The 26,345-nt window shown below is 47.6% G+C and carries 26 protein-coding genes; 13 read left to right on the forward strand and 13 right to left on the reverse strand.

Annotated elements, in window-relative coordinates:
* The first annotated feature begins 29 nt into the window (after window positions 1–29).
* Genes DQN52_RS05900 through DQN52_RS05920 form a run of 5 tightly spaced genes read left to right on the forward strand, consistent with a single transcriptional unit; the run spans window position 30 to window position 4,782 of the window.
* Window positions 30–560, forward strand: coding sequence for a pilus assembly protein PilP (locus DQN52_RS05900; protein WP_003785826.1), 531 nt, complete (start codon window positions 30–32; stop codon window positions 558–560).
* A 33-nt stretch (window positions 561–593) separates the two neighbouring features.
* Window positions 594–2,696, forward strand: a complete 2,103-nt coding sequence (gene pilQ, locus DQN52_RS05905) for a type IV pilus secretin PilQ (RefSeq protein ID WP_003785828.1) — start codon at window positions 594–596, stop codon at window positions 2,694–2,696.
* Window positions 2,697–2,752: 56 nt separating this feature from the next.
* Window positions 2,753–3,265, forward strand: a complete 513-nt coding sequence (locus DQN52_RS05910) for a shikimate kinase (protein ID WP_111694434.1) — start codon at window positions 2,753–2,755, stop codon at window positions 3,263–3,265.
* On the forward strand, window positions 3,265–4,347 hold the full coding sequence (gene aroB / locus DQN52_RS05915) for a 3-dehydroquinate synthase (RefSeq protein ID WP_003785833.1): 1,083 nt from the start codon (window positions 3,265–3,267) through the stop codon (window positions 4,345–4,347). The genes DQN52_RS05910 and aroB overlap by 1 nt, the downstream gene beginning before the upstream one ends.
* Before the next feature lie 18 nt (window positions 4,348–4,365).
* Entirely contained in the window at window positions 4,366–4,782 is a 417-nt protein-coding gene (locus tag DQN52_RS05920) for a ProQ/FINO family protein (RefSeq protein ID WP_003785834.1), read from the forward strand.
* Window positions 4,783–4,861: 79 nt separating this feature from the next.
* On the opposite strand, the gene mutL is transcribed toward DQN52_RS05920, so the two are convergent.
* From mutL to DQN52_RS11320, 3 genes are all read right to left on the reverse strand, one after another.
* Window positions 4,862–6,736 (reverse strand): DNA mismatch repair endonuclease MutL, encoded by a 1,875-nt coding sequence (mutL, locus tag DQN52_RS05925; RefSeq protein ID WP_003785835.1) that lies wholly within the window; start codon window positions 6,734–6,736, stop codon window positions 4,862–4,864.
* A gap of 95 nt (window positions 6,737–6,831) precedes the next feature.
* Window positions 6,832–8,544, reverse strand: coding sequence for a hypothetical protein (locus DQN52_RS05930; RefSeq protein ID WP_155114347.1), 1,713 nt, complete (start codon window positions 8,542–8,544; stop codon window positions 6,832–6,834).
* Window positions 8,545–8,617: 73 nt separating this feature from the next.
* A complete protein-coding gene (locus DQN52_RS11320) occupies window positions 8,618–8,749 on the reverse strand; it encodes a PT domain-containing protein (protein WP_231954114.1) in 132 nt (43 codons plus the stop codon).
* Between the two features lie 152 nt (window positions 8,750–8,901).
* On the opposite strand from DQN52_RS11320, the gene pyrB reads away from it, so the two are divergent.
* The 4 genes from pyrB (at window position 8,902) to trpS (ending at window position 12,572) form a co-directional block, all read left to right on the forward strand.
* Window positions 8,902–9,822, forward strand: a complete 921-nt coding sequence (pyrB, locus tag DQN52_RS05935; protein WP_003785836.1) for an aspartate carbamoyltransferase — start codon at window positions 8,902–8,904, stop codon at window positions 9,820–9,822.
* A 14-nt stretch (window positions 9,823–9,836) separates the two neighbouring features.
* The gene (gene pyrI / locus DQN52_RS05940; protein ID WP_003785837.1) at window positions 9,837–10,295 is read left to right on the forward strand and encodes an aspartate carbamoyltransferase regulatory subunit; all 459 of its coding nucleotides are present in this window, start codon (window positions 9,837–9,839) and stop codon (window positions 10,293–10,295) included.
* Window positions 10,296–10,576: 281 nt separating this feature from the next.
* Window positions 10,577–11,464, forward strand: coding sequence for an Hsp33 family molecular chaperone HslO (gene hslO, locus DQN52_RS05945; protein WP_032827619.1), 888 nt, complete (start codon window positions 10,577–10,579; stop codon window positions 11,462–11,464).
* Between the two features lie 97 nt (window positions 11,465–11,561).
* Window positions 11,562–12,572, forward strand: a complete 1,011-nt coding sequence (gene trpS, locus DQN52_RS05950) for a tryptophan--tRNA ligase (protein ID WP_003785839.1) — start codon at window positions 11,562–11,564, stop codon at window positions 12,570–12,572.
* An 80-nt stretch (window positions 12,573–12,652) separates the two neighbouring features.
* Here trpS and DQN52_RS05955 read toward each other — a convergent pair whose 3' ends face one another.
* Both DQN52_RS05955 and DQN52_RS11325 read right to left on the reverse strand, forming a co-directional pair.
* Window positions 12,653–13,141, reverse strand: coding sequence for a copper chaperone PCu(A)C (locus tag DQN52_RS05955; RefSeq protein ID WP_003785840.1), 489 nt, complete (start codon window positions 13,139–13,141; stop codon window positions 12,653–12,655).
* A gap of 181 nt (window positions 13,142–13,322) precedes the next feature.
* On the reverse strand, window positions 13,323–14,231 hold the full coding sequence (locus DQN52_RS11325) for a flavin prenyltransferase UbiX (protein WP_003785841.1): 909 nt from the start codon (window positions 14,229–14,231) through the stop codon (window positions 13,323–13,325).
* 187 nt (window positions 14,232–14,418) lie between these two features.
* On the opposite strand from DQN52_RS11325, the gene DQN52_RS05965 reads away from it, so the two are divergent.
* Genes DQN52_RS05965 through DQN52_RS11480 form a run of 3 tightly spaced genes read left to right on the forward strand, consistent with a single transcriptional unit; the run spans window position 14,419 to window position 15,527 of the window.
* Window positions 14,419–14,964, forward strand: coding sequence for a YqgE/AlgH family protein (locus tag DQN52_RS05965; RefSeq protein ID WP_032827621.1), 546 nt, complete (start codon window positions 14,419–14,421; stop codon window positions 14,962–14,964).
* A complete protein-coding gene (gene ruvX, locus DQN52_RS05970) occupies window positions 14,957–15,412 on the forward strand; it encodes a Holliday junction resolvase RuvX (RefSeq protein ID WP_003785844.1) in 456 nt (151 codons plus the stop codon). The genes DQN52_RS05965 and ruvX overlap by 8 nt, the downstream gene beginning before the upstream one ends.
* Window positions 15,399–15,527, forward strand: a complete 129-nt coding sequence (locus DQN52_RS11480) for a hypothetical protein (protein WP_003785845.1) — start codon at window positions 15,399–15,401, stop codon at window positions 15,525–15,527. Before ruvX ends, DQN52_RS11480 begins: the two co-directional genes overlap by 14 nt.
* 36 nt (window positions 15,528–15,563) lie before the next feature.
* On the opposite strand, the gene folB is transcribed toward DQN52_RS11480, so the two are convergent.
* The 8 genes from folB to DQN52_RS06005 form a co-directional block, all read right to left on the reverse strand.
* On the reverse strand, window positions 15,564–15,911 hold the full coding sequence (gene folB, locus DQN52_RS05975) for a dihydroneopterin aldolase (RefSeq protein ID WP_003785846.1): 348 nt from the start codon (window positions 15,909–15,911) through the stop codon (window positions 15,564–15,566).
* Between the two features lie 205 nt (window positions 15,912–16,116).
* Entirely contained in the window at window positions 16,117–19,071 is a 2,955-nt protein-coding gene (locus DQN52_RS05980) for a DNA translocase FtsK (protein WP_003785848.1), read from the reverse strand.
* 111 nt (window positions 19,072–19,182) lie between these two features.
* Window positions 19,183–21,324 carry an ATP-dependent DNA helicase DinG gene (gene dinG / locus DQN52_RS05985; RefSeq protein WP_032827673.1) on the reverse strand — a complete coding sequence of 714 codons (2,142 nt, stop codon included), beginning with the start codon at window positions 21,322–21,324 and terminating at the stop codon, window positions 19,183–19,185.
* An 82-nt stretch (window positions 21,325–21,406) separates the two neighbouring features.
* Window positions 21,407–21,865, reverse strand: coding sequence for a hypothetical protein (locus DQN52_RS05990; protein WP_003785850.1), 459 nt, complete (start codon window positions 21,863–21,865; stop codon window positions 21,407–21,409).
* A gap of 136 nt (window positions 21,866–22,001) precedes the next feature.
* Window positions 22,002–22,493: a transcription elongation factor GreB gene (gene greB, locus DQN52_RS05995; protein WP_032827622.1), complete on the reverse strand. Its 492-nt coding sequence runs from the start codon at window positions 22,491–22,493 to the stop codon at window positions 22,002–22,004.
* Window positions 22,494–22,756: 263 nt separating this feature from the next.
* Window positions 22,757–23,998 carry a YdgA family protein gene (locus DQN52_RS06000; RefSeq protein ID WP_269148467.1) on the reverse strand — a complete coding sequence of 414 codons (1,242 nt, stop codon included), beginning with the start codon at window positions 23,996–23,998 and terminating at the stop codon, window positions 22,757–22,759.
* The gene (locus DQN52_RS11485) at window positions 23,908–24,333 is read right to left on the reverse strand and encodes a DUF945 family protein (RefSeq protein ID WP_269148468.1); all 426 of its coding nucleotides are present in this window, start codon (window positions 24,331–24,333) and stop codon (window positions 23,908–23,910) included. The genes DQN52_RS06000 and DQN52_RS11485 overlap by 91 nt, the downstream gene beginning before the upstream one ends.
* A gap of 103 nt (window positions 24,334–24,436) precedes the next feature.
* The gene (locus DQN52_RS06005) at window positions 24,437–25,291 is read right to left on the reverse strand and encodes an FKBP-type peptidyl-prolyl cis-trans isomerase (protein WP_003785855.1); all 855 of its coding nucleotides are present in this window, start codon (window positions 25,289–25,291) and stop codon (window positions 24,437–24,439) included.
* A gap of 110 nt (window positions 25,292–25,401) precedes the next feature.
* On the opposite strand from DQN52_RS06005, the gene prmB reads away from it, so the two are divergent.
* The gene (gene prmB, locus DQN52_RS06010) at window positions 25,402–26,340 is read left to right on the forward strand and encodes a 50S ribosomal protein L3 N(5)-glutamine methyltransferase (RefSeq protein WP_003785858.1); all 939 of its coding nucleotides are present in this window, start codon (window positions 25,402–25,404) and stop codon (window positions 26,338–26,340) included.
* Window positions 26,341–26,345: the final 5 nt, after the last annotated feature.

Below are 26,345 nucleotides of genomic sequence, written 5' to 3' on the forward strand. Positions count from 1 at the left end.
TCCAATATCGAATCAAACAGGAAACAATAATGAAAGTTAAATTATTTTTGATGTCAGCACTAGTGCTGGCAGGCTGTTCTGAACAGTATGGGGATTTGCAAGAGTGGATGAGTCAAGCAAGAGCAGAGGCAAAAACAAAAGTTCGCCCTGTTGAGCCTTTGGCACCGATTGAACCCGTTACTTATTTTGCACCTCAAATTACAGGGCCGAATGCGTTTAATATGCAACGTATGAAAGCAGCTTTCCAAAATGGTAATGCGCCAGATTTGAACCGAAGTAAAGAATTGCTAGAAAATTATAGCCTAGAGAATTTACGGTATGTTGGTTCAATTGGTACACCTGGTTCATTATCGGCTTTGATTGAAATCCAAGTAAATGGAGAGCCACACGTTTACACAGTGAAGCAAGGCAATTATTTGGGACAAAATTTTGGTCGTATCTCTAAAATTACAGCGGATAAAATTGATTTGGTTGAAACTGTAGAAGATACGTATGGAAATTGGGTCAATCGACCAGCAGAGTTGCTGCCTATGACAGATGCAGCTGCTACTGCTAAATAAAAAATTATAGTTAAATTTAAGAGGCTTAATGTTATGAAAAAGAATTCATTGGAAGCATTGTCAGTACTAAGTTTGAGCATGGTAATGCAGGCTGCTTTTGCAGGAAATATTACGGATATCAATGTATCGGTACTACCTGACCAGCAACGAGTAATTAAATTAAAATTTGATAGTGCACCTGTTGAACCTACTGGTTTTACTACAGCCACGCCTGCTCGTATTGCTTTGGATTTCCCAGGTACGAGTGTTAAAGTTCCCCAAGCAGCTTTGAGTTTTAATGATGCATTGTTGAATCAAATTATTGCTGCGCAAAATGATAATAATGCACGTATTTTGTTAGGCTTGGCAAAAGAAGGTCAATATAATGCTCAAGTTCGCGGTAATGAAGTATGGATTTATGTAAGCGAATCAAAATCAACCAATACAGCGACAGTTCATCAAGCATCTGCTGCGGATAATTCTGCTGCAAACTACACGCCAGCAGCAGCTACATCTGGTTTTAATGTGGACTTCCGCAAAGGTGGACAAAATTCGGGTTTGGTTGAATTTTCATCAGCCTATACTGGTCAGCCGCAGGTTAAAGTGCAATCGGATCGTTTGGTTATTACTTTGAAAAACTATCCGTTGGCTACGCAAGATCAGCGCAATTTCGATGTAACTGATTTTTCAACACCAGTTCGCACAGTTACCGTTAAACGTATTGGCAATGATACGCAGATTACGATTCGTAACCAAGGTAGCTGGGAACATAAGGTCACTCAAAGCAATGGTCGCCATGTAATTCAAGTACTACCTACGCGCAATGTGGCAGAATCAGCTGCCAATGGTAAACGTGCACAGCAAAATTTCACAGGCAAACGTATTTCGTTAGACTTTCAAAATATTGAAGTTCGTACTGTTTTGCAAATTTTGGCACAAGAATCAGGTATGAATATCGTAGCCAGTGATAGTGTGCAAGGCAAAATGACATTGTCATTAAAAGATGTGCCTTGGGATCAAGCCTTGGATTTGGTAATGGATGCGCGTAATTTGGATATGCGTAAACATGGCAATATTATTAACATTGCGCCACGCCAAGAATTGCTGGATAAAGACCGCAATGAAGCAAAAGCACGCCGAGAAATGGAAGATTTGGGTGCGTTGTATTCCAAAACATTTCAGTTGAAATACAAAAATGTGGAAGAATTCAAAAATATTTTACGTTTGAGTGATTCACCAAATACTAACGACAGAAGTAACATTTTAAGTACTCGTGGTAGTGCCTTGATTGACCCTGCAACTAACACTTTGATTGTAACTGATAACCAATCTGTTATTCAGAAATTTGAGCGATTGATTGATGAGTTGGACGTTCCTGCTAAACAAGTAATGGTAGAAGCGCGTATTGTGGAAGCTGCTGATGGTGTATCACGAAGTTTGGGTGTCAAGTTTGGTGCTCGTCGTAATGGTGCAACATCATGGGGTGGAGACTGGAATAACAGTATCGCATTGAATAATCGCTCTACTAATTCTGGTACATCAACTGGTGGTGTTGCTTTCAATCCAAATGTAAACTTGCCTGTTGCTTCTGCGACTAGCTCTATTTCGGTGATCCATTCTTGGGCTGCTGGTGCATTGGGCTTAGAATTATCTGCGATGGAAACAGAGAATTTAACTAAAACAATTTCAACTCCTCGAGTTTTGACACAAGACCGTAAAGAGGCAGAAATTCGTCAAGGTACACAAATTCCTTATACTACTCGCAGCAGTGATGGCGATAGTAGTACGGCATTTAAAGATGCAGTGTTGAGCTTAAAAGTAACGCCACGTATTACGCCTGACAGCAAAATTATCTTGGATATTGCGATTAACAAAGATGAACCTGATTACAATAATGTAAATGCCGAAGGTGAACCAGGTATTGTCACTCGTGCAGTTAAAACGCAAGCAATGATTGAAGATGGTGCAACCTTGGTTGTGGGTGGTATTTATCAAGAACAAATGGCTAATAACGTTAGCAAAGTACCTTTATTGGGCGATATCCCAGTATTGGGTAATTTGTTTAAATCTCGCTCGCGTAGCCGTAGTCGCAATGAATTGCTGTTCTTCATCACGCCACGCATTATGGGGGCGGAAAGCAGTGTATTGCGCTACTAAAAAAGCCTCTGCATAAATTGCAAATTTAGGTTAAAATGCCTGCCATGGAAAAGAACATGGCAGGCAATTTATTTTTGGTGGGACTGATGGGTGCAGGCAAAACCACACTGGGCAAGCAGCTTGCAGAGCATTTAAATCGTCCTTTTTATGATAGTGACCATGTTATTTGTGAGCGCACTGGCGTAAGCATTCCAACCATTTTTGAAATGGAAGGCGAGCAGGGCTTTCGCGATAGAGAAAGTACGGTGCTGGCTGACTTGGCAGCTCTGGATAACATTGTATTGGCAACGGGTGGTGGCACAGTGTTGCGTGAAAATAATCGTGCATGTTTACGCGATAAGGGGACGGTCATTTATTTGCACGTTTTGCCCGAAATTCTGTTTGAACGGACTCGTTACGACAAAAATCGCCCATTATTGCAAGTGGCAGACCCATTGGCAAAATTTAAAGAATTGTATGAAATTCGCCACCCTATTTATCGCGAAACGGCGCACATTGTGCTGGAAGTGGGTAAATTGGGCTGTCAAACCACGTTGAATAAAATTTTAGAAATGATAGAAGAATTGTGATGCAATCGCTTATCGTCAAAACGCCGTCGCATTCGTATCCCATTTATATTAAAGCTGGGATATTGGGCGATTTTTCATATTTTCAGCCACATATCACGTCCAAGGTTGCCATTGTAACCAATACGTTGGTGGCAGATTTGTATTTGCAAAAATTGGAGCATTTGCTTTCTGCTAATGGAGTGGATTGTTTTTCCATTATTTTGCCCGATGGCGAGCAATACAAAACGCACGATTCGCTCAATCAAATTTATGATGCGTTGTTGCGGCATTATGCGGATAGAAAAACCACGATTTTGGCATTGGGCGGTGGTGTGATTGGCGATATGGCTGGTTTTGCTGCGGCAACTTATCAACGTGGTATTCCGTTTGTGCAGATTCCCACCACTTTGTTGAGCCAAGTGGATTCGTCAGTCGGTGGCAAAACCGCCATCAATCATCCTTTGGGCAAGAATATGATTGGCGCGTTTTATCAACCGCAAGCCGTTTTGGTGGATTTAAATGTGCTGAACACTTTGCCCAATCGTGAATTGTCGGCTGGTATGGCGGAAGTAATTAAATACGCTTTGTTGGGCGATGAGCAGTTTTTGCAATGGTTGGAACGCAACATTGTGGCGATTATGCAGCGTGATGAAACGTTGTTAAGCGAATTGATTTTGCGCTGCTGCCAAATGAAAGCGGACATTGTGGCGCAAGACGAAACCGAACAGGGTGTACGTGCTTTGCTGAATTTGGGGCATACGTTTGGACACGCGATTGAAGCGGAAATGGGTTATGGCGTGTGGTTGCATGGCGAAGCAGTAGCAGCTGGTATGGTGTTGGCGGCGAAATTGTCCGAGCAACTGGGTTATCTATCCGCGGCAGATACGGTGCGAATACAGCAATTATTGCAGCAGGCTGGTTTGCCAGATGCGCCGCCTGTCTTTGCATTGGAAAAATGGATACAGCACATGCAGCACGATAAAAAAGTCCAAAATGGCAAAATACGTTTTGTTACGCTGCAAAAATTAGGAAAAGCATGTATTGACGTGATACAAGATGTAGCGATATTACGCAATACGCTGCATGAATATCTACCTCATTAACTTTACTAGGGAACAAACATGACACACGAAACAGCTTTGGGCGCGGCGTTGAAAAATGCGGTGCAAGCGATGAGCAAAAAGAAGCAAACTGATATGGTTGCAGAATATCTTTATAATAAATATGAAGTTTTTCAAAAATGCAAACCATTGGCGGTGGGCGTGGAAAATGAATTGATTGCTGCTTTGCCGCAATTTAACGCAGAATTGGTTAAGCGAGCATTGGCAAACCATTGTCGCCGTCCGCGATACATCAAAGCGGTGGCGCGTGGTGGCAAGCGTTTTAATCTGAACAATCGTTTTCAAGGCGAAGTGAGCGCGGAAGAGCAACAACACGCGCTGGAACAACCTGGCATTCGTGAAGCGATTGAAAAACAAGATGCGCGTCGTGCCGAAGCCAAAGCGGCAAAACAAGCTGCTGCATCTAATCAAGAATAAAAGTAAACAAAAAGTGCAGGCTGCTTTTTAAACGGTTTTTCCGTGAAAAAGCAGCCTGCACTTTATTTATATACACAACTTACTGTCCGCGCAAAAACAGCGCATCTAAATCGTCCAAACCAATCTTCACCCAAGTGGGGCGGCCGTGATTGCATTGATTGCTACGCGGAAATTGCTCCATGTCGCGCAACAAGGCATTCATTTCGGGCAGGGTTAATTGTCGCCCAGCGCGCACCGAACCATGACACGCCATCGTGGACAAAATCTCGTTTTCTCTATCGCGCACGGTGGGCGATTGTCCTGTTGCCATTAAATCGCGCAACACTTCTCGCGCCAACGTTGCCACATCGCTTTTGCTCAACATATTCGGCACGGTGCGGACGGCGATTTTGCCTGTTTCGGCATTGACCAAATCCAAGCCGTATTCGCGCAAGCTGTGAGAAAATTCATCAACCGCCGCTTGTTCGGCATGCGTGGCGGCAAACACGACTGGAATCAACAACATTTGCGCTTGAATGCCATTGGCGTGGTGCGCGGTTTTCAGTTTTTCGTAGTTGATGCGCTCGGCAGCGGCATGCATATCTACCAAAATTAAGCCGTCTTCGGTTTGTGCCAAAATGTAGATGCCCAGCAGTTGCGCCAAAGCAAAGCCCAAAGTGTGTTGTTCGCGCGATTCGGTTGGTAAAGCAGCCTGCACCGTGTGGCTTGGCATGGGCTCGATGTCATCATCATGGCGATATAACTCGGCATAAGTATCCAGCGCGGCTTGTCGTTCGCGCAATGGCAGGCTGCTTTGGCGCGGCGCGTGGTAAGCCGCATAAGGCGCAGGCGCAACCGATGCAGACGGAGTAGGGCGCGTGTGCAGGCTGCTTTCGTATGCGTTTGGGGCGATTTCGTGAGCGGTGTCGTTTGCCATTCGTTCGTGCAAAATCGCGCCTGCATTGCTGACGCTGCTGGTTAAATCGGCGCGTGTGTTGGCTAATGCTTTGTTTACGCAATGGAAAACCAGTTGATGCACCGCTTGGCTGTCTCTAAAACGGATTTCGGTTTTGGTTGGGTGGATATTTACATCAACCAAACTGGGGTCAATCGTCAAAAACAGCGCGAACGCAGGCGTGATTTGATTGTGCAACACATCGCGATAGGCTTGCTTAACCGCGTGCAGCATCACTTTATCGCGCACAAAACGTTGATTGACAAAGAAATATTGCGTATCCGATTTCCCTTTGGCAAAAGTTGGCTTGGAGACAAAACCGTTCAGTTGCAACGCGCCATTTTCGCTTGACACAGGCAAACTGGCGGCGTGAAATTCCGCGCCCAAAATCTGCGCGACACGTTGTTCTGGCGATTGCGCTGGATAGGCAAAAATCAATTTATCGTTGTTTTTTAAGGTAAACGCCACGTTGGGATTTGCCAACGCCAAGCGTTCTACCATCGTCAAACAATGCGCGTATTCGGTGGACTCCGATTTCAAAAACTTGCGCCGTGCAGGCGTGTTGAAAAACAATTCCGCCACTTCTACCGTTGTGCCGACTGGGTGCGATGCCGCGCTCACGGGCTGGAACACACCGTCTTCTGCCTTGATTTGCGCGGCGTGGGCTTGCGTGGCTGGGCGGCTGGTCAAAGTTAGGCGCGACACCGATGCCACGCTCGCCAAGCCTTCGCCGCGAAAGCCCATGCTGCGAACGCGCTCCAAATCGGACAGCGTTTTGATTTTGCTGGTGGCGTGGCGCGACAAAGCCAAAGGCAGCGATTCGGCATCGATGCCGCTGCCGTTGTCGCACACGCGAATCAGCTTGATGCCGCCGCCTGCAATGTCGATTTGGATTTGCGTTGCGCCTGCGTCCAAGCTGTTTTCTAGGATTTCTTTGAGCGCGTTGGCTGGGCGTTCTACCACTTCGCCTGCGGCAATTTGGTTGATTAAATGGTCGGGGAGTTGAATGATGGACGACATAATTGGGTCAGCAAAATAAAAGAAGCGTGATTATAAAAGATTGCAGGCTGCTTTTGTTTGATTAAAAAGCAGCCTGCACTTTTTTCTTGCCCGATTTAAGTCCGCTTCAACAACACCTTTTCCGCTTCGTGCAACATTTTCTCTTCATCTTCATGTTCGCCCACATTAACCGCTTTGGCAAACGCATTCACATCAAACTGCAAACGATTTTCGGGCAAAGTCAAAACCATAGGCAAACGCGACACGCCATTATCGCCATCGGGAAACGCCAAATTGCGCTCTTCTGGGCGCACGTTCAACTGCGTTTCAAATTCCATACGAACGGTTAATTGCAGCACCGATTCAGGTGGATAGCACAACTGCTTATGCGCTTCGTATTGCACTTTTCGCAAATCCTTTTTCAGCTCTTCCAATTCCCGCTCTTGCGCTGCCTTGCGCTTGAACAATTTGTCTAACAGACTTTCGGTTTGTTCCAACAAACGCTGCTGCTTGTCCACTGCATATTTGCGCTTGCGGTATTCATCCAAATAGTCTTTTGCCACGCCGCGAACGTGCTTCATTGGCAACAACGTTTGCTTGTGGTTTTCCGCCCACTGGTTTTGCTCCAACTCGGCAAACACATCGCTGCGGCGTTTTTCCAAAAAGGTCGCATACGCGGTTAAACGTCCCAACAAACTTTTGACTTGGTCGTCCAACAAAAGTGCAGGCTGCATTTGAAAATCCTGTAACGCAGCAATCATTTTGCCCAACAGTTGTCGCATACTCACATAAATAAAATCAAACTCATCTTGGTGATTGGGCAAACGGCGCAAACTGTTGGCAAGCGGCTCTAAAATCCCGACTGTGAGCAGTTTTTCATAATCTGCCAAACGCTTGTGGACTTCCTGTTGCAGGCTGCCCGATGACGTGCCAAACGGCGCAAACAGCAGCGTGAGCAAGCGTTCTTCGTGATACACGTCCAACTGCTCCATAAAATCCATGACCACTTTGCGGATATTGCCTTGAATCGTAATAATGAACTCAATTTGCTTTTGGAAAAACAGCTCGGTTGGCGGACGGCTGCCCGACAAATACGCTGCATTATACGATGCGCCGTGCAGCAACAATGAACCGCCAAACAAACGCTCTTCTTCCAAAAAGCGGCGAATGCCAAACGGATTGCTGCTGTATTCCAACATTGGCGCAATCGCAAACAAATAGCCCGAAGCGCGGACAACTTCCAACTGGCGCGTTTTTTGTTCGTGCGCCAAAAATTGCGACATCAACGGGTGTGGGTGCGCCAAAAGCTGACGATTTCGCACCGTTTTAAACGCATAGCCCAATAATTGTTGTTTTAAATACACTTCGTTGATGAACACTTTAACCGCATTAACATGCAATTTTCGCGCATTGGGCGGCAATTCCAAATTTTGCTTATTGCGAATCACGTCGGCAGCTGCATAAATAAAGGCGCGGTAAACATTTTGTTTACAAATATGCTGTTCCAAATCGTTGTCGCAATCAAAAAGCTGGATTTTTTCCAACATATTTTCCAAATAATCGGCGATTTGCGTGGCTTCGTGGTAGTCGTTTTGCAACAAAGACAAGCTCTGCGCCACTTGGTTTGCCAACACTTTAAGCTTTTTGAATGACGTGGGAACAGCGTTTGCCGCCTGCGCTAAAGTTTGCACGCTTTCTTTGTATTCAAACACTTTTTTGTCGGCATTCCAAAAAATGTGCTTGGGCGCGAGAATTTGTTGCGCCACGTTTTTGCGGTCTTGCGGCGAAAGAGTGGTAAAAATATCGTTTAGATTTTGTTGCCAGAACACGTCCAAATTGGGGTCAATTTGCGTGATTTGAGCGCGAATTTCATAGGGAATGTAATCGCTGGGGTAGTTTAGTTTACGTTGGTTGGTTGGTTGGTTGGTTGGTTGGTTGGTTGGTTGGTTGGTTGGTTGGTTGGTTGGTTGGTTGGTTGGTTGGTTGGTTGGTTGGTTGGTTGGTTGGTTGGTTGGTTGGTTGGTTGGACGACATTATTTTCTCCGTTTTTAAAAAATCAAGCTATTTTACCAAGATTCAAAGAGTTTAACATCTATAAATTGTGAAATATTATCAAAAAGTGCACGCTGCTTTTCATCGCCCAAATGATATAATCCGCACCGTTTTTCCTACTCCGAAAGCCTGTTATGCCCAACTCACTCTATCAACAAAACATCATCTCGGTTGCCGATTTAAGCGTGGCGCAATTACAACTATTGCTGGATACAGCATTGAAATTAAAACATAATCCACAAGATAAATTGCTAGACGGCAAAATCATCGCATCGTGCTTTTTTGAGCCATCAACACGCACACGCTTGTCGTTTGAAACGGCGGTACAACGCTTGGGCGGCAAAGTGATTGGTTTTGCCGATGGCGCAAACACCAGCGCGAAAAAAGGCGAAACGCTTGCCGACACGGCGCGAATCATCAGCAATTATGCCGATGCGATTATCCAACGCCACCCCAAAGACGGTGCAGCGCGTGTGTTGGCAGAATTTTCGCGCGTGCCAGTCATCAACGCAGGCGATGGCACAAATCAGCACCCCAGCCAAACTTTGCTGGATTTGGTTACGATTTACGAAACGCAAGGCAGCCTGCACGGTTTAAAAATTGCGATGTGTGGCGATTTAAAATACGGTCGCACCGTGCATTCGTTGGCGCAGGCGTTGAAGCTATTTCAATGCGAATTTGCGTTTGTGTCGCCCAACAGCTTGGCAATGCCCGATTACATTACGCAGGAATTGGACGAAGCAGCCTGCACTTGGCAAACTTTTGACAGCTTGGAACAGGCGATTGAGTGGGCAGATATTTTGTATATGACCCGTGTGCAGCGCGAGCGTTTTGATGAAGAAGAATTCGCCAAAATTCAAGGCAAATTCAATTTGAATGCGGCGATGTTGCAGAATGCAAAACCGAATTTGCGGGTGTTGCACCCCTTGCCGCGTGTTGATGAAATCGCGCCCGATGTAGATGACACGCCGTATGCGTATTATTTTGAGCAGGCGGCAAACGGCATGTATGCGCGAATGGCGATGCTGGCTTTGGTACTCAATCAACAAGTATAAAGGAATGGAATAACATGAAAAATCAACAATTAAGCGTGGAAGCGATTGAAAATGGCACAGTGATTGACCACATTCCAGCAGGCTTGGGTTTGACGATTTTGCGCCAATTTAAGCTGCTGCATTATGGACACGCAGTAACGGTCGGGTTCAATTTGCCCAGCCAAAGTCAAGGCAGCAAAGACATCATCAAGATTAAAAACGTGCAGTTTTCGGAGCAAGATGCCAACCGTTTGGCATTGTTTTCGCCCAATGCGGTGGTCAATCAAATTGAAAACTTTGCGGTGGTGCGAAAGATGAAATTGCAGTTGCCCGAATCCATCGCCGAAGTGTTCCGTTGCCCCAATGCCAACTGTGCCAGCCATGTTGAGCCTGTTCGCAGTTTGTTTTATGTGCGCGAATATAAGGGACAAACCAAACTAAAATGCCATTATTGCGAAAAGACTTTTGCGCGAGAAATGGTGGACGAGGCGTAAAACAAATTGAATCTTGCAAAAAAGCAGCCTGCACCCATTTAGCCACGCATGGTTGATTAAAATCGCAATGATACGGCGTTGCCAACACCCTTATGTATAGTGAAATGAAATAAAAATAGGACAAGGCGACAACGCACGCCGTGTGCAAATAGCACATAAGGGCGTTGGCAACACCGTCCTATTGCAATTTCATTTCACTATACTTATCGTACACGGCGGTTGTTGTCGCCTTGTATCATTTTTATTTTAATCAACCAAATCACAAAACGAAAGAACACAATATGAACGAAAGAATCCGCTTTATTTTTGACGATATGCCCATTCGTGGCTTACACACGCAACTAGGCGGTGTTTGGCAACACATTTTGCAGCGCAAACATTATTCAGTCGCCATTCAACGCGCTCTGGGCGAATTGCTGGCAGCAGGCAGCTTGTTATCCAGCAACCTAAAATTAGACGGTACGCTCATCGTGCAAGTGCAAGGGCAGGGCGTATTAAAAATGTTGGTGGTAGAAGCGACTTCGGAACATACCGTTCGCGCTACCGCTCGCTGGGACGAACACGTTGCCATTGCCGATGATGCCGATTTAAACACCTTGCTGGGCGACAACAGCGTGTTTGTTTTGACCGTGCAGCCCAAAGACGGCGAGCCGTGGCAAGGCGTTGTGCCATTGGAAGGTGGCAGCATCGCCAGTATGTTGATGCACTATATGGCGCGTTCGGAGCAGCTAGAAACCTACATCGCTTTGGCGGCAGACGCGCAACATGTGGGCGGTTTGTTGTTGCAACGCTTGCCCGAAGAGCAGCCTAATCCCGAAGCATGGCAACACGTTACCGCGCTAGCCGAAACGCTCACCGCAACCGAATTGCTGAATTTGGACGCGCAAAACTTGCTGTATCGCCTGTATCACGAAACCCCGCCGCGCGTGTTTGAACCCGAAGCATTGGAATTTGCTTGCACTTGTTCGCGTGGCAAAGTGAGCGATATGTTGCTGATGTTGGGCGGACAGGAAGTCGGCGCAGTCGTGGCAGAAGAGGGCAGCATCACGGTGGATTGCGATTTCTGCAACGAGCATTACACGTTTGATGAAACCGATGTCAATGCCTTGTTTGGCGCGGACATTGTGGCAGCAGTTCAAGCAGAACACGCGAAGCCACGAGTGATGTAAATAATATGAAAAAGCAGCCTGCACTTTAATTAACCAAAAAAGTGCAGGCTGCTTTTTATGCTAAAATTTCTACTTTTTAAGCAATCGGACAAACACCATGAACAAACACCGCGTATTAACAGGCGTCACCACCACAGGCATTCCCCATTTGGGCAACTATGTGGGCGCGATTCGCCCTGCCATTCGTGCCGCTGCGCAAGACAACGTAGAAAGCTATCTGTTTTTGGCGAACTACCACGGCATCATCAAATGCCACGACCCAGCCATGATTGATGAATCCACACGTGCAGTGGCAGCCACTTGGCTTGCGTGCGGCTTGGATACCGAGCGCACCACGTTTTATCGCCAATCCGACATTCCCGAAATTTTGGAGCTGAACTGGATTTTGACTTGCATCACCGCCAAAGGGCTGATGAACCGCGCTCATGCCTACAAAGCCGCGATGGACAAAAATATCGCCGAACAACAAGACCCCGATTTTGAAGTGGAAATGGGTTTATATAGCTATCCTATTTTGATGACGGCAGATATTTTGATGTTCCGTGCCAACGATGTACCTGTGGGTCGCGACCAAATTCAACACGTTGAAATGGCACGCGATATTGCGCAACGCTTCAACCATCGTTTTGGCAAAGAATTGTTTGTGTTGCCCGAAGCCAAAACCGATGAAAACGTGCATTTATTGGTTGGCTTGGACGGACGCAAAATGTCTAAATCGTATGGCAACACCATTCCACTGTTCCAAACGCCAAAACAGCGTCAAAAAGCGGTAAACAAAATCGTGACCAATTTAAAAGAACCAGGTGAACCGAAGCAAAAAAACGAAAGCCCGTTGTTTGAAATTTATCAAGCGTTTGCCACGCCCAGCGAAACGGTGGCGTTTGAGCAGGCCTTGAATGATGGCTTGGCTTGGGGCGAAGCGAAGAAAATCTTGTCGGCAAAAATCGGCGAAGAATTGGACAGTAAAACCGATGTGTACAACGATTTAATCGCTAACCCAAGTCGTATTGAAGACATTTTACAAGCAGGCGCAAGCAAGGCGCGAGTGGAAGCGCGTGAATTGTTGGCGCAGGTTAAAGATGCGGTAGGGATTCGCACATTGAAGTAAATTGAGTTGGATAAAAAGTGCAGGCTGCCTTTGTGTAATTTCAAAAGCAGCCTGCACTTTATTTAAGCAAACAGAACAGATTAGTGTTTATGTGGAGCAGGAGTCGCACCGTGGTCATGACCATGACCAGCCATGCCGTGAGCCATTTCACGCACGGTTACGGTCAGGGTTTGCGGTTTGCCGTTTTGGAATTTGAGCGTTACAGGGAATTTATCGCCCACTTGCAATGGTTTAACCACGTCAAAAATCATCACATGATAGCCGCCGCGCTTCAATTCTTGCGTTTGACCTGCTGGCAACGGAATACCGCCTTTTACTTCGCGCATACGCATCACGCCGTTGTCGTTAATATGCGTGTGCAATTCGGTTTTGCTAGCAATGTTTTTCTCTACGCTTGCACCAATCAATTTATTGTCGGTGGCATCGGTGTTTTTTAGGTTAATAAAAATGCCGCCTTGTTTCATGCCCTGCAAAGTTGGGTAGGCATAGGCTTCGCTCGCTTCAATGCCTTGCGCAAAGGCAGTTTGGCACAAAACGGTTGCGGCTAAAATAGCGAGTGTTTTCTTCATAATAAAACTCCGTTGTAAACAAATTAAAAAAGTTGCAGGCTGCCTGCGCGTTGAATTATAAGCGTATCGAAGCAGCCTGCAAATTGCTTTATGTCAAAGATTCATTCAGAAGGTGTGAATAACTGGAACAGCCACGCTACAAAGCGAATCAGTAGCGAAACCAGTTCGTACAAACCTTCCATTATTGTCCCCATTTGGGCATGAGCTGATGTGGTAAGCGCAGTTGGTCAAGAATACGCGCCACAACAAAATCCACCATATCTTCAACGGTTTTGGGTTGATGATAGAAACCTGCGGCTGGCGGCAAAATAGTGCAGCCCAGTTGCGAGAGTTTGAGCATGTTTTCCAAATGCAAAGTAGAAAACGGTGCTTCGCGCGGCACTAAAATCAATGGGCGTTTTTCTTTAATCGCCACATCGGCAGCGCGTTCCAGCAGCGTGTCGGCTGTGCCATGTGCGATGGCGGCAACTGTTCCCATGCTGGCCGGGCAAATAATCATGGCATCGGCAACGGCATTACCCGATGCGATGGGCGCGAACCACTCTTTTGTGCCAAACACATAAAGCTGTTCGGGCGCACAGTTGAAATGTTTGCACAACAAAGTTTGCGCTTCGGCTGGCGAAGTCGGCAAAGCAAAGCTCATTTCTTGTTGTGCAACAATTTGAGCGGCTTGCGAGTAAACCAAATACACGGTTTTACCCATTTGCAACAACACTTCGAGCAAGCGCATGCCATAAGGCATACCCGATGCGCCTGTAAACGCCAATGTGATGGTGTTGATGCCGTGCAGGCTGCTTTCGGATTGCGCTGGTGTGGCAGAAAAAGCGGCGCGTGTAGTGCTAGGTTGCGAGTCATCGTGGCGTTGGCTCAACCAGCCTGCGGGTTTGTTCATGCCGCTTTCCAGTTTTTTTGCCATGAGCGAGCCAATGCCCATGGTTTTGCCGTTAGCTTTGACTTTTTGGGCGTTTACTTGGTATAAGTAAACAGGTTTATCATAACCGCAACGGCGCGCTAATTTGGCGATTGTGCCTGCTTCTTGTACCAATTTATGAAAATTTTCTAAACGAATGGCTTGTAATTCGGCTTTCATATTAAGTTTCCTTGTGCGATTGTTAAGTTTTACTGGGTTGATTGTACTGCATTTTGCTGATTGAGTATATATATCCAGTATTTCATGATAAAAATAGCTATAAAGTATTATAAAAAGCAGCCTGCACTTGCAAAAACCGCCAGCAGCACCATATTGGCAACCTATATCAAAACAACGGATAAGCAAAATGAATTTAGCCGAACATTTTTTAATTGCCACTCCATCGTTGCGCGATCCGATGTTTGAACACAGCGTGGTACTGATTGGCGAACATCAAGAATCGGGCGCAATGGGGATTGTGATTAACAAACCATCGCCCGTACACATGGAAGTGGTGTTTGCGGCGATTGGACAAAACACGCCAGCGCGTTTTGCTGGGCAATATGTGATGATGGGCGGGCCTGTGCAAACCGAACGCGGCTTTGTGTTGCACACGCCTGTTGGCAACTGGGAAAGCAGCCTGCACATTAGCGACGAACTCTCGCTGACCACATCGCGCGATATCATAGACGGTTTAGCCAAAGACGATGAAATTGACCACGCGCTGCTAACCATTGGCTATTCCAGCTGGAAAAAAGGGCAGCTAGAACAAGAAATCGCCCAAAACGATTGGCTAGTCGTACCAGCCGACCAAGACATTTTGTTCCACACCCCAGCCGAAGAACGCTATCGTGCCGCACTCAACAAATTGGGCGTGCGTTTGGAAAACTTAATGGGAGCAGGTCATGCATAAGCCTCCCACACAAGGCAGTGCGCTCGCCTTTGATTTTGGCGAACAGCGCATCGGCGTGGCACAAGGCGAAGCCAGCATCGGCATCGCCCACCCACTTATCACGATTACAGGGCAAAGCAACGACGACAAATTCGCTCAAATTGCCAAACAAATCCAAGCATGGCAACCAAGCTGTTTGGTAGTCGGCTTGCCCAGCCATTTGGACGGCACAGAACACGAAATCACGCAGCTAGCACGCAAATTCGGGCGCAGGCTGCATGGACGCTTCGCCTTGCCCGTGTATTGGGTAGATGAACGCCTATCGTCCGTGTATGCCGAAGAACTCTTGCGTCAAGCCCAAGTGTTCGGGCGCAAACAAAAAGCCAAGCTAGACCAAGTTGCCGCCCAAGCCATATTGCAAAGTTTTTTTGATAGCGGCGCACAGGAATATTTTAATGGACGGGAATAGCGACCATTTGCAGCATAAGCACGAACATGGCGTTGCGCCGCCATACCCACGCTTCAATTCGCAGCAGCCGAACGATACGCTCTCCGAATACAAAAAAAGCAGCCTGCACCTTTAAAAATGCAGGCTGCTTTTAATACATTGTTATGATGATTTATTTTGTGCGTTCGATTTCCACGCCCACGTTTTGTACATTGGGCAAAATCCCCAATTTGGTAATGCGAACGCGCACCCATTTTGCGCCAAAGTCGGTCAAAATGAAATCGGCAACGTATTGCGCCAAACTTTCTAGCAGCAAAAAATCGCGCGTGGCAAGCTGTTGGCGCAGTTGCTGGCACACTTCGCCATAGTGAATGGTTTGGGCGATGTCGTCTTGCTGGGTGGCTTGTTCGGGCAGGGCGATGTCTAAATCCAGCAGCACAGTTTGGCGTTGCTGGCGTTCCCATTCATATACGCCGATTAGGGTGTCGGCTTTCATGCCGTGCAAAAAGATTTTGTCCATTTGGGTTTCCTTTGATGAAACGATAACTTCGTCATTCCCGCGCAGGCGGGAATCTATCTGGCGGATTTAATTATCAGAATAGTGTTCTGTTGTCTAAATAGTTTGCTGGATTCCTGCCTATCTAGGAATGACGGCAGAAATAAAGTGCAGGCTGCTTTTGGGGCGATTTTTGCGCGAAAAGCAGCCTGCACTTTATTTTGCGCGATTAAGATTCGCTCTGACGTGCCAAAATCGTGCGTTTGCCCAAATGGTCGGCGGCGGACACAATGCCTTCTGCTTCCAGTTGGTCGATTAAAGTCGCTGCTTTGTTGTAGCCAATTCGCAGGTGGCGTTGCAACGATGAAATGCTGGCTTTTTTGGTACGCACAATCACTTCTACCGCTTGGTCAAACAAGGGGTCGCGCTCGCTGCTTTGCCTTGTGAAATTGAACTCGTCTTGCTCGGGCATCAAAATGTCGTCAATGTAATCGGGTTCGCCAAATTGTTTTAGGTAATCCACAATCGCGTGGACTTCGTTGTCTGCCACAAATGCGCCATGCACGCGCTGCGGATAGGCAACACCTGGGGGCAAGAACAGCATATCGCCTTGTCCTAACAGGTTTTCTGCGCCCATTTGGTCTAACACAGTGCGGCTGTCAATTTTGCTCGACACTTGGAATGCGATGCGCGTGGGAATGTTGGCTTTAATCAAGCCTGTAATCACATCTACGCTGGGTCGCTGGGTTGCCAAAATCAAATGAATGCCTGCCGCGCGAGCTTTTTGTGCCAATCGTGCGATGAGCTGTTCAATTTGTTTGCCTGCTACCATCATTAAATCGGCAAATTCATCTACCACAACAACGATAGACGGTAATTTTTCTAGCGGTTCGGGGTCTTGCGGCGTTAGGCTAAACGGATTGGCGATTTTTTGCCCACGCGAAGCAGCCTGTGCGATTTTTTGGTTGTAGCCATCTAGGTTACGCACACCAACGTGGCTCATCAAACGGTAGCGTTTTTCCATTTCGTTTACGCACCACGTTAGTGCGTTGGCGGCGAGTTTCATGTCGGTAACCACTGGCGCGAGCAGATGTGGTATGCCTTCATACACCGACAATTCCAGCATTTTCGGGTCAATCATAATCATGCGGACTTCTTCGGGTGTGGCTTTGTAGAGCATAGACAAAATCATGCTGTTTACGCCCACCGATTTGCCCGAGCCTGTTGTGCCTGCCACCAACAAATGCGGTGCTTTGGCAAGGTCAGTAACCACTGGATTGCCCGAAATATCTTGTCCCAACGCAAGGGTTAGCTTGGACGTGCTACGCGCAAATTGCTCCGAATCCAACACTTCGCGCAAGCCTATCATTTGGCGTTTGGGATTGGGCAACTCCAAGCCCATGCAGGTTTTACCTGGGATTGTCTCTACCACGCGAATGGAAGCCACGCCCAGCGAACGCGCCAAGTCTTTTTCCAAGTTGATAACGGAATTGCCGCGCACGCCGACATCTGGCTCAATTTCGTAGCGCGTAATTACGGGCCCTGCATAAGCGTCCAACACTTTAACTTTGACTTTGTATTCAGCCAATTTTTCTTCAATCACGATGCTGTTGTCGAGCAAGGCTTCGGGGCTTTGTACGGCAGCAGGATTGTGTTTGGCAGGTTGCAATAGGGTGAGCGGTGGCAAAGTGCTGTTGGTTTGCGCTTGTTCCTGCTGGGCGTAGTATGCCGCGAAATCGGCTTCATTTAATGTATCGCTGCTGTCGTCTAGCCAAGTGGTGTCTTCGCTGGAAGAAGCAGCCTGCACAATAGGCGCAGGCGCGACTGGGGCGATAGGGGACTTTGGCTGTGCAGGCTGCTTTGGCGCGAAAAAATGTGCGGCAAATTCTTCTGCGTGTGGTGTGTTGTGAGCAAAGCTAACAGGCTCAACAATTTCGGGCGCAGGAATGGGCGATGCTGGGAACGCTGCGACTTCTGCTACCGCCACGCCTGCAATCGGCGTAATCGTGTGCAGGCTGCTTGGAGTTGGTGCAGGGCGCGATTCTTGACGGTTTTTGCGCGACAAACGAGACGGCGCAAGGCGTGTATTAGACAAATTTGCCCACACTTCACGCGCAGGAATCACGTCTAAATCGGGCGATGATGGCATAGATAGCGTATCGCTTGATGATGCAGGCGCAGTTTGCTGACGCGCCAAACGCTGGCGATGCAAGCTGGCTTTGATGCCGTCAATGTGAATGGTTTCCAGCTCCACCGATTGAGTTGGCAAAATGATTTCTTCTGGCTTGGTTTGAGTAAGCAAAGCAGCCTGCACAATTTCAATTTCTTCATCTGGGGTGGTGTCTAACGCGATTTCTTCTGTTTTTTTTAGTGGTTCGTCATCAATTTCAATTTGTACTACGTCATCGCTGGGCGCGATTTCGGCTAATTCGGTTAAAGTGCGCTGGCGAACGCGATGCAAAGCGGGGTCGCGCGAAGTAATCACAGAAGCAGGCGTAAACAGCGATTCTTCTTTGATGATGACATCGGGTTCAATTGGTGTGTGCAGGCTGCTTGTGAGCGAAGTATGCAAAAAGCGCGTGGCTTCTTCGCTGCTGATAATTTCGCGTTCGGGGATGATGATTTCTTCTTCCACTTCTACGCTACGGTCAATGCACACGGCTGGCTGTTCGGCTTGTTGCAGCTTGTGTACCAGTTGCAAATTACGCGCAGTTTCTTCGGGCGTGATGATTTCTGGTGTGGTTTCTGCCAATAATTCAAAGGCGAAATCGTTGGTTTCGTCTGCGGCTGGCTCGGGCTTGATATCTTCAAAAATTAGCGATGTAGGCTGGATATGGGTGACATCAATCAGGTCGGTTGTCACAGTTGGCGCAGGCGATTCGTCTGACTGTTCGGTTGATTTCACTTCCAATTCGGTTGGGGCGATTTCAATTTCGGCAGGCACATCGGGTTGCGCCTGAACTTCGCTTTTTGGCACGGTGTAGTGTAACGGTTTGTACGGCTGTGGGTTGCCCAGCAATTCGATGGTTTCAGATAAGGGCGATTCGGATTCAGGCTCGCTCGGTTCGGCGATGTCGTCGGTTGGATTGTTGAGCTGGGCAAGCCATGCTTTTTCTTGCTGGTGTTGCCAATAGGCGAGCGCACCGAGTAACGCAATCATGGCAATAATGACCAAATACAACATAATTCAAAACTCCGTCAAAGCAGCCTGCACTGACTGATGCAGGCTGTATAGTATTTTTTATCAAGAATAATAGATCGCAGATTTTACCGTTTTTCAAGCAGCCTGCAAACTCTACCCAATCCGCGTAAACGGCGGCAAACACGCCAATAATTGTTGTCCGTAACGTTGCGTTTTGATACGGTTGTCCAAAATGGTAACGCGCCCGTAATCGCTTTCGGTGCGAATCAATCGCCCAACGGCTTGCACCAGTTTGATGCTGGCTTCTGGCACGGTAATTTCCATAAACGGATTGCCGCCACGCTGTTTAATCCAGTTGCTTTGCGTTTTTTCTATGGGATTGTCGGGCATGGAAAACGGCAGTTTCACAATAATAACGTGAACACACGCATTGCCTGGTAAATCCAGCCCTTCGGCAAAGCTGTCCAAGCCAAAAATAATGCTCGGTTTGCCTGCTGCAATGGCGGCGTGGTGTTGTTCCAGCAATTTGGCTTTGGACTGCTCGCCCTGTATCAACACAAAAGGCAAGTGGCTGGGCGGCAGGCGCAGGGCAACGTCTTGCATTTGTTTGCGCGATGTAAACAGCACCAACGTGCCAATGGGCGCGTCTTCGCTGATGAGTTTGGGCAGCCATTGCGCGACTTCTTCGGTGTGGGCGATGTTGTCTTTGGGGCTGGCGATAATCGGCGGCAAATACAGCTCGCCCTGTTCGGCAAATTTAAATGGGCTATTCAATGCCAATGTGCTGGTTTGCGGCAGCCATTGCAGCCCTGTTTGGCGCAGTAACAAATTGAAATTACCCAAACTTTGCAGCGTGGCAGAAGTCAGTACCACGCCAGCGGCTTTGCGCCAAAAGTGATTCGCCAAATGCGCCGCGCTGCTAATCGGGCTGGCGTGAAATGACCAATCGGTGCGATTGTTGTCGTGGCGTTGGCTTATCCATTTGGCAAGCGGTTCGTCTTGTTCGCTGGCGCGTGTGGTGGACATCAGTTCCCACAAATCGGCGATTTCTTCGCATTGGGCGACAAAAATACCAAAATCGGTAGCGGCGCGGTCAATTTGCGCGCTGTCTTGGTCTTTGTCGCGCCGTGCAGCAGAGAGTGCATCGCGTAAACCATAAACGTGTTTGAGCAGGCTGCTGGCGGCAACATGGCAGTTGCCAACCAGTGTGGTCAATTCTTCGGGGATTTCTCCGTTTTCCCACAGCCAAATGCTTTCGTGTCCGTCATCGGCAGGTTGCAGGCTGCTTTCGTCTTGCAGATGAAATTGCCATTCGTTTAGGCTATCGAGCAAGCTGTTTGCCGCTTCGTCTGCCAAGTTTGCCAAATCCGCTTTGTCGCAGAGTAGGGCGATTTTGGCGGTTTGTGCAGGCAGCTTTTCTAGCGTCCACACCGCTTGCAGCCAAGAATGTTCCGCCGCAAATTGGTTGAGTGCTTTTTTGGGCAAATGGTGCGCTTCGTCTATGCAATAAAAACTTTGTTCGGGCGCAGGCAAAATCACGCCACCGCCCATGCTGATGTCCACCATCAACAAATCGTGGTTGCATACCACCACGTCCACCGTGTCCAGCGTGTCTCGCGCCAAGAAAAATGGACATTCGGCGCGATTGGGGCAGGCGGATTTTAAGCAACCGTGGTTGTCGTTGGTCACTTTTGCCCACAGTGCATCGTCTATTTTTTCTGCCCAAGTGTCGCGATCGCCATTGAATTGACGCGATGCAAAGCGGTTGCCCAAATCGTGTAATACGTCTAAATCTTCTTTTTTGGGTTTGGTGTCCCACAAGATTGCAGGCTGCTCAAAGCCCTCAAAACTTTGTTGCGCGTTGGTTTGAGTGAGCTGATACAGTTTGTAAGGACACAAATATCGCCCACGCCCTTTGGCAATGGCAAAACTCAATTCCAAGCCACTTTTTTCTACCACAAACGGTAAATCGCGCCCCACCAGTTGTTCTTGCAGCGCAACGGTCGCGCTGGATACCACCAAGCGTTTACCGCGTGTTTGAGCCATAATGCCGCCTGCCAGTAAATACGCCAAACTCTTGCCCACGCCTGTTGGGCCTTCCACCACCACAATGCTTTCGCCCTCGCGCTTTGGGGCTTCTTCGCTGCCTTCTTTGCGTGATAGCGTGCGCGAAAACGCATTGGCGATTGCTGCAATCATTTCGCGCTGCGCTGGACGTGGGCGAAATTGCGGCAAGTTTTCAGAAATGGCGCGATAGTGGTCGCGAATGGCGTTTTTTTCTAGGTCGGTTAGCATGATGATTTTTTGTGTGATAAACATTGCAGGCTGCTTTTGTTTTGTTGCAAAAAAAGCAGCCTGCAATATTTGAAAACAGAAGTTAAGGCGTTACTTGGAACGTTTGTTCAGGGAAAACGAAGTTGTTTACTTTCAATGTAAAGCGGTACTCACCGATAGGGTCGCTTGGCGTAAACGTCCAGCAATTATACGGCTGCAAGTTGGGCGTGTTGAGTACATATTGAATGCTGTGCTGTGTTTTATCGGCCGAAGTAGTGGTTTTGAGTTGCTGAAATCGTTGGGAAACGCTAATCTCAAATTCCGTTGCTTGTGGGCTAACAAAGGTTTCGTTGATGTTGGGTGCGGTGCTGGTGTCGGTATTTTGCACCAGCCAGCAAAACGATTCGCGCTTGCTGCGTGAAAATTCGGTTTTATTGTTGATAGTAGGCTGTCTGTTTTCTACCATAATCGTGCCTGTGTACAACGTCGGTTGTGCAGGCGCGTTTTCTGCTAATGCAGGCACAGCGTTTACCAAAAGTAATGCCAATAATGCTTTTTTCATGATGATTCCTTGTTTGGTTGATGAAAGTATAGTGGATTAAATTTAGATTAGGACAAGGCGACAACGACCGCCGTGTACATCTAGTACATAAGGGAGTTGGCAACGCTGTACTAATCTAAATTTAATTCACTATAAGTTACTCAATCGCAATGTATTCTACGATTAAGATTTCAATTTGCTCGCGTCCGTCTGGCGTGTTGAGCCAAACCGTATCGCCCTCTCGCGCCTTAATCAATACACGCGCCAATGGCGATTTCCACGAAATTTTGCCTTGTGCCGAATCAATTTCGTCTTCGCCCACAATTTTAACCACTTGTTCTGCACCATTGCCGCGTTCTAGCGTAACCGTTGCCGCAAAGAAAATTTGGTCAGTCGGCTCGCGTGTTTCGGGATTGACAACCAGCGCGTGTTCTAGCCGTTTGGTCAAAAAACGAATGCGGCGGTCAATTTCGCACATACGGCGTTTGCCGTACAAATAATCGCCGTTTTCGCTGCGGTCGCCATTGCTGGCTGCCCAGTTCACAATTTGCGCGATTTCGGGGCGTTCTTTGTGTACCAGTTGATACAGCTCGTCTTGCAAACGGCGATGACCTGTGGGCGTGATGTAGTTTTTGGGGGTGTCGGTCATAAAGGTTTGTCCCAATCATTCAAATGGCATGATTGTACTACGCAATGGATAGGAAAGTGCAGGCTGAGACCTTTGCAAAACCCCATCTTTGGCGCATTTCTTCGTGATGCGCTTCTCGAACGCTTGAAAATATTTCAATATTATCTGCGCGTTCTGCGATGCTATCACTTTGAACTGCACTCAAATCTGGGGTTTTGCAAAGGTCTCAGGCTGCTTTTTCATGCGTTTCAAAGCAGCCTGCACTTGTTTTTTATATTATGGATTTACGGCGTAGACGCAGCAGAAGCAGCCTGCACTTCATCGTCCGCCTCAATGCCTGCAAACAAATCTTCGTCCGATTGCGTTTGGAATGGCTTGCCGTTGAGCGTGATTTTGTTATCCGCAATATTCAACTGGGTTTGCACAGCACCATTTTCGCGCTTGATGTAGCCATCGTTTGTCATGGTGTCCAGCGTTTGCACGGTCAGTAGTTTGATGGTGTCGCTGATTTCTTGCTGTTCTTGCTCGCTGGTCGCGTCTTCCACCGTGAACAAGCCGCGTGTTTGCTGTACGGCAAAGTCTTCAATCAAGTTTTGCGAAATGTTCAAATCCAACTGCGCTTTCATTTTGGCAACAAAGGGCGACAAATCGTTTAAATCGCTCGCCTGCATATTGTTCAAGTGCAGGCTGCCTGCGGCTTTGATATGCCCAGTTGGCGTGGTCAAATCAAACGCTTTTAATTTAAACACAGGATTGTTGGTAAAAATGCCTACGCCTTCGTTGCGAACGGCTGCCAACAGTTGTTGCTGATATTCTTGCTCGGCAGGTTTGCTGGCGGCAATTTGTTGCCAGCGCGTTTTGAGCGCGTTTAAGCTATCGGCGTGCAAATGTTCGGCGGCTACGTCAATGTTGAGTGGGCCGTATTTTTTGTCGCCATAATTCAGTTGCGCGAATGTAAATTGCCCTTCGGATTGAATGAAGCCTGTTTCGGGTTCGCTGGTTTTGGTGGCGTAACTAAATTTATCTACCGAAATATGGCTAGGTGCAATCGTGCCGTTGGGGTTGATGAACGCGCCAATTTGCAAATCACTCACCATATTGATGAGTTCGTTTAGGCGCACGTTGTAGTTTACTTGGTCTTTCCAAACAAATTCGGCTTTATCCAGCGTGGTGGTGGACGAACCGAGCGTGGTTTTGCCATTGCTTGCCAACGAAGTTTCGGATTGAAATTGCAAGTTGGTCAGTTGCAGGCTGCCTTTGTCCGCCAAAATCGCGTTGAGCGCAGGCATGGCAAATTGGGTGCGATATTGATTGAAATGCTCGTCATAACGTACATCGCCCGTCATACCTTGCCAGTTGAGCTTAATGCCCGACAATTCTTCGTATTCAATTGGCGCAAATTGCACGTTGAGCGTGCCAGAGCCGTCCAGTTCAATCACGTTATGCAAACGCAGCGGTACTTGTTCGCCAAAAAATCGCGCCAAGGTTTTTTGTACGCTGGCTTCGTATTGGACATCGGTATCCATACAGCGCGAACGGGCTTGATGCCGTTGGCAAAGGGTTGATGTTTAACGTGATTAACCAGTGTGATGGGTTGCGATAGAATGGTTTTAATGTTGTCGGGAAGTTGTGCGCTGATGTTTGCCAGCACGGTGGGGTGAAAGCGAATTACGGTGGTTTCGGTGGAGCTGAACCAACCGCGGTCGTAGTTGTGCGATACAACGTCAAAGAAAAACGTGTTCGCCAAGGCTTGATGTTGGATTTCTAGGCTTTTTTGAGCTTGTCCGCCCAAATAATAAGGCGTTGCCAAAGCCAGCGCGGTGCAGGCTGCAATGGTGCTGCCAATTAAAACTTTTTTCATGGTAATCAAAGACCAAAATACAATCAAAAACAGGTGCATGATAGCACAAAGCAGCCTGCATGAATATGTGCAGGCTGCTTTGGCTGTGTAAGGGTTTAGTTAATTAGTGTGCTTTTGATGCGGCTGCGCCTTGTGCGGCTTTGGCTGCATCTACTTGGGCTTTTTGTGCCGCTTCCATTTGCTGCATCATTTTCGCGCCTTCGCCTTTTTTCACGCTATTGACTTTGATGTCAAACACCAAAACCGAACCCGCTGGGATTTTTGGGCTTGGCGATTGATTGCCATAAGCCAAGTCAGCAGGAATATACAAGGTGTATTCGCCGCCTTCTTTCATCAGTTGCAAGCCTTCAATCCAGCCTTTAATTACAGTGTTGTCCACCACTGGCACAGCAAAATCTTCGCCACCTTTGTTGGTGTCAAACACTTCGCCATTGGTCAAGCGACCTTCGTATTGCACGGCAGCCAAGTCGCCTTTGGCAATTTGCGCGCCTGTACCTTCTTTTTTCACGCTATATTGCAAGCCAGAAGCGGTGGTTTGCACGCCTTGTTTACCTTTGTTGTCTGCCAGCCATTTTTCGCCTTCTGCTTTCAATTCGGTGGCTTTTTTGTCGGCAGCAGCCTGCATTTGTTGCGCGATGGCTTGCATCACAGCTTGCGCTTGCTCTTGGCTTACTTTTGATGGGCGGCTTGCCACTTGGTCTTCAATCGCAGACAACATCACGCTGTTGTCAATTTGAATGCCGTTTTTCTTCAATTCAGACAAACCCATTTGAGTTGCCATTTCGTAGCCCAACATATAGCTTAATTGTTTCTCGTTGGTTTCCAAACCAGCAGGGGCAGATGCGCTGGTGCTGGCTGCGCCACTTGCTGCTGCGTTGCTTGAACCTTGTGGATTAGGATTGCAGGCTGCCAACGCCAACACGCCAGCCAAAGTGCTTACCAAAATGGTTTTTTTCATGATGTCTCTCGATTCTCTTGTTCGAAAAAATAAAGCGCGGATTATAACGGTTTTTGTCTATAAGATAAAAGCAGCTATAATGCGATTTTTCATTTACTTACACAAAAATCATGTCAAACCAACCTAATCCCAACACCGAATTAACCGATTTATTTGAACAAGCACAAAGCAGCCTGCACACTGTGCGCGACTTTTTGCGCTTTGCCATTAGCCGTTTTAACCAAGCGCAACTGTCGTTTGGACACGGCAGTGATAATGCGCATGACGAAGCCGCTTATTTGATTTTGCACACGCTGAATCTGCCATTGGACACGCTAGACCCTTATTTAGACGCGAAATTGTTGGACGATGAAAAAGAAATCTTGTTGGACAAAATTTATGCGCGAGTGGTCAATCGTGTGCCTGTTGCCTATTTAACCAACCAAGCGTGGCAAGGCGATTTTGATTTTTATGTGGACGAGCGCGTGATTGTGCCGCGTTCGTTTATTTACGAATTGCTTGGCGTGCCGCTATCGCCATGGATTGAGTACCCAGAATTGGTGCATCGCGCCTTGGATTTATGCACAGGCAGCGGCTGTTTGGCGATTCAAATGGCAGAGCATTATCCAGCCGCCGAAATTGACGCAGTCGATATTAGCTTGGACGCGCTAGAAGTCGCCGCCATTAACGTGGAAGACTACGGCTTGCAAGACCGAATCAACCTAATCCACACCGATTTATTTGAAGGCTTGGACGGCACATACGATTTAATCATCTCCAATCCGCCGTATGTTGATGCTGAATCGGTTGCCGAGTTGCCCGAAGAATATTTGCATGAACCCGAATTGGCGTTGGGCAGCGGCGAAGACGGCTTGGACGCGACCCGACAAATTTTGTTGCAAGCGGCAAGATTCCTGAATCCGCAAGGCGTGTTGCTGGTAGAAATCGGACACAACCGCGATGTGTTGGAACGTGCCTATCCAGAATTGCCGTTTATGTGGCTAGAAACCAGCGGTGGCGATGGCTTTGTGTTTTTGCTGACACGCGAGCAGTTGTTGGGGCAGGCGTAATAGTA

It is taken from the genome of Kingella kingae, from assembly GCF_900475905.1.
Lineage (GTDB): Bacteria > Pseudomonadota > Gammaproteobacteria > Burkholderiales > Neisseriaceae > Kingella > Kingella kingae.

Coding starts and splice junctions, on each gene's coding strand:
- DQN52_RS05900 (WP_003785826.1), top strand. CDS start 30: ATGAAAGTTAAATTATTTTTGATGTCAGCACTAGTGCTGGCAGGCTGT.
- pilQ (WP_003785828.1), top strand. CDS start 594: ATGAAAAAGAATTCATTGGAAGCATTGTCAGTACTAAGTTTGAGCATG.
- DQN52_RS05910 (WP_111694434.1), top strand. CDS start 2,753: ATGGCAGGCAATTTATTTTTGGTGGGACTGATGGGTGCAGGCAAAACC.
- aroB (WP_003785833.1), top strand. CDS start 3,265: ATGCAATCGCTTATCGTCAAAACGCCGTCGCATTCGTATCCCATTTAT.
- DQN52_RS05920 (WP_003785834.1), top strand. CDS start 4,366: ATGACACACGAAACAGCTTTGGGCGCGGCGTTGAAAAATGCGGTGCAA.
- mutL (WP_003785835.1), bottom strand. CDS start 6,736: ATGTCGTCCATCATTCAACTCCCCGACCATTTAATCAACCAAATTGCC.
- DQN52_RS11320 (WP_231954114.1), bottom strand. CDS start 8,749: ATGTCGTCCAACCAACCAACCAACCAACCAACCAACCAACCAACCAAC.
- pyrB (WP_003785836.1), top strand. CDS start 8,902: ATGCCCAACTCACTCTATCAACAAAACATCATCTCGGTTGCCGATTTA.
- pyrI (WP_003785837.1), top strand. CDS start 9,837: ATGAAAAATCAACAATTAAGCGTGGAAGCGATTGAAAATGGCACAGTG.
- hslO (WP_032827619.1), top strand. CDS start 10,577: ATGAACGAAAGAATCCGCTTTATTTTTGACGATATGCCCATTCGTGGC.
- trpS (WP_003785839.1), top strand. CDS start 11,562: ATGAACAAACACCGCGTATTAACAGGCGTCACCACCACAGGCATTCCC.
- DQN52_RS05955 (WP_003785840.1), bottom strand. CDS start 13,141: ATGAAGAAAACACTCGCTATTTTAGCCGCAACCGTTTTGTGCCAAACT.
- DQN52_RS11325 (WP_003785841.1), bottom strand. CDS start 14,231: ATGAAAGCCGAATTACAAGCCATTCGTTTAGAAAATTTTCATAAATTG.
- DQN52_RS05965 (WP_032827621.1), top strand. CDS start 14,419: ATGAATTTAGCCGAACATTTTTTAATTGCCACTCCATCGTTGCGCGAT.
- ruvX (WP_003785844.1), top strand. CDS start 14,957: ATGCATAAGCCTCCCACACAAGGCAGTGCGCTCGCCTTTGATTTTGGC.
- DQN52_RS11480 (WP_003785845.1), top strand. CDS start 15,399: ATGGACGGGAATAGCGACCATTTGCAGCATAAGCACGAACATGGCGTT.
- folB (WP_003785846.1), bottom strand. CDS start 15,911: ATGGACAAAATCTTTTTGCACGGCATGAAAGCCGACACCCTAATCGGC.
- DQN52_RS05980 (WP_003785848.1), bottom strand. CDS start 19,071: ATGTTGTATTTGGTCATTATTGCCATGATTGCGTTACTCGGTGCGCTC.
- dinG (WP_032827673.1), bottom strand. CDS start 21,324: ATGCTAACCGACCTAGAAAAAAACGCCATTCGCGACCACTATCGCGCC.
- DQN52_RS05990 (WP_003785850.1), bottom strand. CDS start 21,865: ATGAAAAAAGCATTATTGGCATTACTTTTGGTAAACGCTGTGCCTGCA.
- greB (WP_032827622.1), bottom strand. CDS start 22,493: ATGACCGACACCCCCAAAAACTACATCACGCCCACAGGTCATCGCCGT.
- DQN52_RS06000 (WP_269148467.1), bottom strand. CDS start 23,998: ATGGATACCGATGTCCAATACGAAGCCAGCGTACAAAAAACCTTGGCG.
- DQN52_RS11485 (WP_269148468.1), bottom strand. CDS start 24,333: ATGAAAAAAGTTTTAATTGGCAGCACCATTGCAGCCTGCACCGCGCTG.
- DQN52_RS06005 (WP_003785855.1), bottom strand. CDS start 25,291: ATGAAAAAAACCATTTTGGTAAGCACTTTGGCTGGCGTGTTGGCGTTG.
- prmB (WP_003785858.1), top strand. CDS start 25,402: ATGTCAAACCAACCTAATCCCAACACCGAATTAACCGATTTATTTGAA.